Annotated in this window: 3 protein-coding genes and 1 pseudogene; 2 read left to right on the top strand and 2 right to left on the bottom strand. The window is 73.2% G+C overall.

Annotated elements, in window-relative coordinates; genetic code table 11:
- Window positions 1–185 (bottom strand): annotated as a pseudogene (locus A5701_RS27235) (cutinase family protein); the annotation flags it as partial.
- A gap of 290 nt (window positions 186–475) precedes the next feature.
- Between A5701_RS27235 and A5701_RS05075 the strand changes: the two are divergent.
- Together A5701_RS05075 and A5701_RS05070 are read left to right on the top strand one after the other, a co-directional pair.
- The gene (locus A5701_RS05075; protein WP_067749482.1) at window positions 476–1,369 is read left to right on the top strand and encodes an SDR family NAD(P)-dependent oxidoreductase; all 894 of its coding nucleotides are present in this window, start codon (window positions 476–478) and stop codon (window positions 1,367–1,369) included.
- The gene (locus A5701_RS05070) at window positions 1,366–2,931 is read left to right on the top strand and encodes an AMP-binding protein (RefSeq protein WP_067749480.1); all 1,566 of its coding nucleotides are present in this window, start codon (window positions 1,366–1,368) and stop codon (window positions 2,929–2,931) included. Before A5701_RS05075 ends, A5701_RS05070 begins: the two co-directional genes overlap by 4 nt.
- Window positions 2,932–2,942: 11 nt before the next feature.
- Here A5701_RS05070 and A5701_RS05065 read toward each other — a convergent pair whose 3' ends face one another.
- A complete protein-coding gene (locus A5701_RS05065; RefSeq protein WP_067749478.1) occupies window positions 2,943–7,766 on the bottom strand; it encodes a cation-translocating P-type ATPase in 4,824 nt (1,607 codons plus the stop codon).
- Window positions 7,767–7,818: the final 52 nt, after the last annotated feature.

The following is a 7,818-nucleotide window of genomic DNA, read 5'->3' as shown; positions in this document are numbered from 1 at the left end:
ACGAAGGCCTGGCCGGTGGGCCCGACTCCGGGGGCTTCACCGGTGCCGCGGGCGAACACCACCTGCACGTCCGGACATTGGGCGGCGGCGGAGGGGAGGAGGGAGCCGGTGATGGCCGACGCGCTGAGGCCGGACGCGGCTACTACTGCTGGACCGAGAAAACGAGCTATTTGACGTGCGATCATGCCGCAATTGTGCCCAGAGAAGCTTCCCGCTAAACAGGTCAAACCCGGGAAATTACTGCGAATTCACACAACACCGTCCACCCCGCGGTATCCGGGCCGAGATGGCTTGCGCGCGTCGGTCATCCGGCTGCGCGGCGCCCACCGCCCCGGGGCCCGCGCCGGCGAACGGCGCAACGGCGGGGCGAGGCGCACCGGCGAACCGCGATGTGGTCTGCTACCTATGACGAGTCGAGTGCACGGTGAAGCCATCCGCCGATCCTCGACATCCGGCTCGAGTGGATGCAGCGGCGATGTTGAACGTGATAGTGCAGGCCCTCAACAAGGTCACGGACCACGTGGCCAATCCGGCGCGAGTATCGGATCCCGACAGGTTGCGCAGCGCCGTCACCGGTAAGACCGCGCTGGTTACCGGCGCCTCCTACGGGATCGGTGAGGCGACGGCGCGCCGGTTGGCCGCCGGGGGAGCCACCGTGCTGGCGGTCGCCCGGTCCGAGGAGCGCCTGGCCGACCTGGCGGCGTCGATCAACGCCGCGGGCGGACGCGCGATCGCGTACCCGACCGACCTCACCGACGAAGCCGCCGTCAGCGCGCTGACCAAGGAGATCACCGAGGAGCACGGCGCGCTGGACATCGTGGTCAGCAACGCCGGAAAGTCGTTGCGCCGCTCGCTGCATCACCAATACGACCGGCCGCACGACTTTCAGCGCACCATCGACATCAACTATCTCGGGCCCATCCGGCTGCTGCTGGGGCTGCTGCCGGCCATGCGCGAAAGCGGCCGCGGGCACGTCGTCAACGTGTCCAGCGTCGGCGTGCGCGTCGTGCCGGGGCCGCAGTGGGGCGCTTACCAGGCGTCGAAAGGCGCCTTCGACCGCTGGCTGCGCAGCGTCGCCCCGGAGCTGCACGCCGACGGCGTCGACGTCACCTCCGTCTACTTCGCGCTGGTGCGCACCCGGATGATCGAACCCACGCCCGTCCTGGGCCGGCTCCCAGGCATGTCGGCGGACCAAGCAGCCGACGCGATCGCCAAAGCGGTGATCGAGCGACCGCGCAGCAACGAACCGCCCTGGGTGTTGCCCGCCGAGGTGGCGTCCGTGCTGTTGGCCGGCCCGGCCGAACGCGCCGCCCGGCTGTGGTACCGGCGGTTCTTCTCCGATTCCGGCGGCCCGGAGGCCCGGCGATGAGCAACGAGGGCGTGGTCGGCACCGCGGCGCGGGCGTTGCTGCGATCGCGACTGCTGACGCCGCCGTCGCCCCTGGCGACCCTGCGGGTGCTCCGCGAGGCGCGGCGGGGCGGCACCAACCCGTACACGCTGCTGGCGGTGACGGCGACCCGCTGGCCCAACCGGGCGGCGATCGTCGACGACGATGGCGCTTGGGATTACCGCGAGCTGCGGTCCGCCACCGACTCGCTGGCGCGCCGGTTGTCCCGCGACGGTGTCGGACCCGGCGACGCCGTGGGCGTCATGTGCCGCAATGGACGCGGTTTCATCGCCGGCGTCTTCGCCACCGCAATGGTGGGTGCCGACGTGGTCCTGGTCAATACGGAGTTCCGCAGCGACGCCCTGGCGTCCGCGGTGAGCGCCCACCGGATCACCGCGATGATCGCCGACCACGAGTTCGGCGAGCGGGTCCGCGCCGCCGACGAATCAGTCACCCTGATCGACCCGGCGACGGCCACCACGGAGGAGGGCGACGAGCGGCCCGACGTGGCCGCACCGGGCCGGATCATCCTGCTCACGTCCGGCACCACCGGCACCCCCAAGGGGGTGCCCCGCTCGCCGCAGCTGCGTTCGGCGGTGGGCGTGTGGGTGACGATCCTCGACCGCACCGGCCTGCGCACCGGTTCGCGGATCTCGGTGGCAATGCCCATGTTTCACGGGCTGGGGCTGGGCATGCTGATGCTCACCGTGGCCCTGGGCGGCACGGTGCTCACCCATCGTCACTTCGACGCCGAGGCGGCGCTCGCGCAGGCGTCGCTGCATCGCGCCGACGCGTTCACCGCGGTGCCGGTGGTGCTCGCGCGCATCCTCGCCCTGCCCGACCGGGTGCGTACGCGCAACCCGGTGCCGTACCTGCGGGTCGTGATGTCGAGCGGGGACCGGCTCGACCCGACCCTCGGCCAGCGGTTCATGGACGCCTACGGCGACATCCTCTACAACGGTTACGGTTCCACCGAGGTCGGCATCGGCGCCCTGGCGACACCGGCCGAGTTGCGCGAAGCGCCGGAGACCGTCGGGCGGCCGGTCGCCGGCTGCCCGGTGCGCATCCTCGACAAGAACGGCAGGCCCGTCGGCCCGCGCGTCACCGGTCGCATCTTCGTCGGCGGCGAGCTGGCGAGCGAGGGCTACACCGGCGGCGGGGCCAAGACGGTGATCGACGGCATGACCAGCACCGGCGACATGGGCTACCTCGACAACGAAGGCCGGCTCTACATCGTCGGCCGCGAGGACGACATGATCATCTCCGGCGGCGAGAACGTCTACCCGCGCGCCGTCGAGAACGCGCTCGCCCAGCACCCCGCCATCGCCGACAACGCGGTCATCGGCGTTCCCGACGAGAAATTCGGCCACCGACTGGCCGCGTTCGTGGTCTTGCGGCCGGGCAGCGACACTGATGAGGCGGCACTGCGGGAGTACCTCAAGGGCAAGGTCTCCCGATTCGAGCAGCCCCGCGACATCAACCTCGTGGCCACCATTCCGCGCAATCCGGCCGGCAAGGTCGTGCGCAAGGAGCTGTCCGGCTAGCGGCGAAAGCCTCAGTCCTGCTTCGGTTCCAGCGCGACCACCCGCTGCGCCAGCCAGTTGGGCGCCAGCACCGAGACGACGGTGGCGCCCGCGGTGGCACTGATGACGCCGGTCCAGGCGACGGGGCCCAACGGTGTGCAGCCGAAGAAGTGGCTGACGCCGGGGGTTTGGACGATGGCTACCAGGACGCCCGCGCTGCCCAGCGCCGTGCCCAGTACCAGCGGGCTGTGGCGGCGCGTCAGCAGGGTCTGCGCGAGCTGGGTGGTCACCAGCGCGGTGAGCCCCATGGTCGAGGTGCGGCGTTCGGTGCCCGGAGTCCAGCGTCCGATGGCCCAGGCCGCCGTCGCACCCGCGGCCGTGACGGCGCCCCGGGTGACGATCTGCCGCATCAGCGGCGCGTCGAGGGAGGGCGAGGGCCCGGAGAGCGTCGCCAGCTGGAACGCGCGATGCAGCTCCTCGGCATCGCGGTCGACGCCGTCCTCGGCCTCTTCGGGCTCGGGGTATTGCGGGGTGACCGCGACCGCGAGCGCGGGGAACATGTCGGTGAGCAGGTTCACCAGCAGCAACTGGCGGGTGCCCACCGGCGCCCTGCCGGTGCCCAGCGCGGTCCCGATGAGGGTGAACAGCACTTCGCCGACGTTGCCGCCGACCAGAATGCTCACCGCGTCGCGTACCCCGCCCCACATCCCGCGGCCCTCGACCAGCGCGTCGAGCAGCACACCCAGATCGTTGTCGGTCAACACGATGTCGGCGGCGCCGCGGGCGGCGGACGAACCGCGACCGCTCACCCCGATGCCCACGTCGGCGATCCGGATGGCGGCCGCGTCGTTGGCCCCGTCGCCGACCATGGCGACCGCCTGCCCGCAGTCCTGCAGCGCCGCGACGATCTGCACCTTCTGCTCGGGGCTGACGCGGGCGAAGACCTGGACGTCGGCGGCGACCTTGGCGCGGTCCTCCTCACCGAAGGCGGCGAGTTCGGCGCCGGTGATCTCCCGCGCGTCCGCGGGCAACCCGAGTTGCCGGGCGATCGCCCGGGCGGTCACCGGGTGGTCGCCGGTGATCAGCACGACCCGCCGGCCGGCCTGCACCAGCGCCTCGATCAGCGGCCGCGCCGACGCGCGGGCCGTGTCGGCCAGGCCGACGTAGCCGATCAGCTCGAGGTCGTGCGCCGCGACGTCCACGGCGTCGACGTCGGTGTCCTCCTCGCTGGTCCCGTGCTCCCACCGGCGCTGGGCCACCGCCAGCACGCGCAGCCCCTGCTCGGCCAGGCGCAACACCAACGACTCCGCGTGGGCGGGGCCGGCGTCCGCATCGGCGAACCGGCAGCGCGGCAGAACCTCCTCCGGTGCGCCTTTGAGCATCAGCATCGGCCCGCCGTTTCCACCGGTCACGCCGATCGCGGCCGAATACCCGCGGCTGGATTCGAAGGGCACCTCCGCGAGCACGGTCCAATCCGAGGCCCATTGCGCGTCAACGGAATTCGCGGCGTTGAGGATCGCCTCGTCGGTGGCGTGCGCGTGGCCGCCCCCATTGTGCGGCTGGGTGCTGCTGCGCGCGGCGGCCCGCAACACCGTGGCGGACTCCGGCGCGCTGACTTCGGGGAATGCGCCGTCCGCGCTCGCGTCGTGCGGGACGCCGCGGACGACGCGCAAACGGTTCTCGGTGAGCGTGCCGGTCTTGTCGAAACACACCGTTTCGACCCGGCCCAGGGCCTCGACCGCCCGCGGCGTGCGGACGAGGACGCCGCGGCGCGACAACCGCTGGGCGGCGGCCAGCTGGGCCAGGGTGGCCACCAGGGGCAGCCCCTCGGGGACGGCGGCCACGGCGATGGCCACCCCGTCCGCGACGGCCTGCCGCAGGGATCCCTGATGCAGCAGGGCCAACGCGGTCACCGCGGCGCCGCCGGCCAGGGTCAGTGGCAGGACCTTGCTGGTCAACTCCCGCAACCGGGCCTGCACCCCGGCCGCCGACTCGACGTCGGCGATGGCCGAGATCGCGCGCTGCGCGGCGGTGCCCGCACCGGTCGCCACGACGATCGCCCGGGCGTGCCCCGCCACGATGGTGCTGCCCTCGAACAGCATGCTGGCGCGGTCGGAGTCGGCGACGGCGACCGGCTCGACCTGCTTGTCCACCGGCAGCGACTCGCCGGTCAGGAAGGACTCGTCGACCTCGAGGTCCTCGGCCACCAGCAGGCGCGCGTCCGCCGGCACGACCTCCGGGGCGGCCAGGTCGATGATGTCGCCGGGCCGCAGCGATTTCGCGCTCACCGACACCGTCCGCTCGACGGTCCGGGCGGCCTCCAGCCGGCGGTGCGCGGTGGCGACCGTGGGCAACACCACGCGCCGGGCGTACTGGTCCTGCTCGGCGAAGAGCTCGGCGACCGCGGCCTCGGCCCGCAACCGCTGGACGCCACCGGCGACCGCGTTCGCGGTCATCACGCCCGCCACCAGCAGCGCGTCGACGCTGCTGCCGACGATCGCCGAGGCCGCCGCACCCACGGCCAGGATGGGCGTCAGCGGGTCGGCCAGCTCGGCGCGCGTCGCGGTGAGCAGCCGCCCCACGCGGCTCGCCGGCCCGCGCAGCGGCGCGACCACCGGGTTGTAGGACAGGTCGTCGAGGAGCTGCCGCCAGGGCGCGACGCCGGGCTCGACGGCCAGGGGGCGGGTGCGGCTGGCCAGCCGGGAGTAGACGATCTCCGGGTCCAGGGCATGCCACGCGGTCAGCGGCTGGGGTGTCGGGTCGGCCAGCCGAAGTACCCGCGAGGCGGCGAAGCTGCCCTGCATCAGCGCGGCCGCGGCGGCGGCGTTCACCGGGTTGAGCCAGCGCTGCACGGCGAACGGGCTCAGGGTGCGCGGGTCGCCGGTGACCAGCAACAGCCCCGCCAGGGTGCTGCCGCCCTTGGCCAGGCGCACCGCCGATTCCGTCGCCTCCCGGGCCACCGGCAGCGCCGAAAGGATGCGCACCGCGGCGGCCAGGTCCGTGCCGGTGATGATGTCCGCCGTCCAGGGCGTCGCGGCCTGGGGGTCGTCGAGCGCGACGCCGACGTCGGCGATGGCCAACGCGGCCAAGGTGTCGGTCGATGCGAAGTCACGGTGCAGCGCGGTGATCAGCAGCACCGGCCCGCGATCTGTGCGCAGGTCGCGCACCAACTGCAGCAGTGGCGTGCCCGGGGGGTGGCTGACGGCGACGCTGGCGGTCAGGTCCTCGGTGCCGGCGACGTGGCGCAACACCACCCGTGCGCCGGTCCGGTGCGCGATCTGCAGCAGCGGGATGGCGAACGGGTCGACCTCCCAGCCGACGTCGACGCTGCCGACGCGTTCGCCGTCGACCACCAGATCGGCGTGCTCGAGACCCTGCGCGGGCGTCGCCGACGAGCCCTGCGCCCGGACCCACCGCAGGCGCGCACCCGTGGCAGGCAACTCGTCGGGATCCGGTTCGGGGGCCTCCTCACCGTGCAGCAGCGCGTCGGCGACCTCGTAGACCCGGTCCTCGTCCCATCCGGGTACGTCGCCCCGCGCCTGCAGCACGGCGCGGTTGTCGCCCCGCAGCGCGGCGCCGTCGACGACGACCACCTTGACCCGGTCCAGCCGCCGCAGGGCGCCCGGGTCGAGGAACAGTTGGCCGGCGTTGGCCAGTCCGCGGCCCAACACGGCCGCGAAGGCCTGCCGGCCCGTGTGCGCCGCCCTGGGCACGCCGGCCAGCAGGGCGCCGGCCGCATCCTCGGTGCCGCCGCCGGCCAACAGCGCACCTGCGGCGGCCACCAGCGAGGCGTTGGCGGCTTGGTCGGCGTACTCCTCCACCGGCCCGGCCATCGATCCCTTCGCGGTGTCGATGGCGGCGTCGATGGCACCGCCCACCACCACGTGGGACGCTTCCCCCGCGGCGGCCGCCGCCGAATTATGCCGGGGCGCTTGCGATTTCGGCCCGGCCGACGATATGACGGGGACCACCGGCGCCTGCGGGCGACTGGGCGAGGCCAGCTCCGGTTCGCGTTCCCGCCAGCGCTGGCGATGCGCCGCCGCCTCGGATACCTGCAGGCTGCGTTGCGCCAGATCCAGCAACGGTGTGCCGACCGCCTGCGTCAGCCCGTTGGCCAGCGCGGTCGAGGCGCTGAGCGCGATGTCGGTGCCGACGCGACCCAGCCGCGACTCGAGCACGGCGACGACGCGCGGTTGGTGGTTCAGCAGCGCGGCGGCGGCGCGGGCACTGCGCGGCGCGACCGGGAGCCGGCCCAACCAGCCGGTCACCGCGGCGCCGACGGCCGCCACGTCCATCGCCGCGGCGCTGAACGGGACCAGGATCGCCAACGGGTTTCCCGGATCGGCGAACGGCGCGGTGCGCGGCGCGTCCTTGGACGTGACCAGCCTCAGGTCCGCCGCTACGCCGCAGACCGTGTCCCGGACCCGGTCCAGGACGGCGTCGCCGTCGGCCTCGCTGTCGAATTCGATCACCAACCGACCGAGGGCGCCCTCGACGTGGGCGGAGGCCACTCCCGGAATCCGGCGGACGGGTTCCTCCACCGCCGGCGCGTGCTCATGCCAGCCCGGGAACGGCAGCAACGGATCCAGGTCCAGATGCACCCGCCGCCCGCTCTGCCAGCGAATCGGCGGCGTGACGGCGGGACCGGAACCGTTGGTGGGACCGGTCAATCCGATTGCCCGGCCGGTCGTTTGGGCCATCGACTGCACCACCGGGACGGCCAGTTCGGCGACCGGGCTGGCCAACGTCTGCAGCGCACCCGCGGCGCCCGCCGCGGTGGACACGCCGGCTCGCACCACCTGCGCCGCCCCGTCGGTCATGCCGGCGACGACGCTGGCAACGCCCGGAATCCTCACTCGGTCACCCTTCGATTGCGTCTACCGCGCCTAATGATCCTGGGGCGCAGGG

This window comes from Mycobacterium sp. E3305 (assembly GCF_001666785.1).
Classification (GTDB): Bacteria; Actinomycetota; Actinomycetes; order Mycobacteriales; family Mycobacteriaceae; genus Mycobacterium.
The sequence above is the reverse complement of the archived record's forward strand: the minus strand, read 5'-3'. Positions and strand labels throughout refer to the sequence as shown.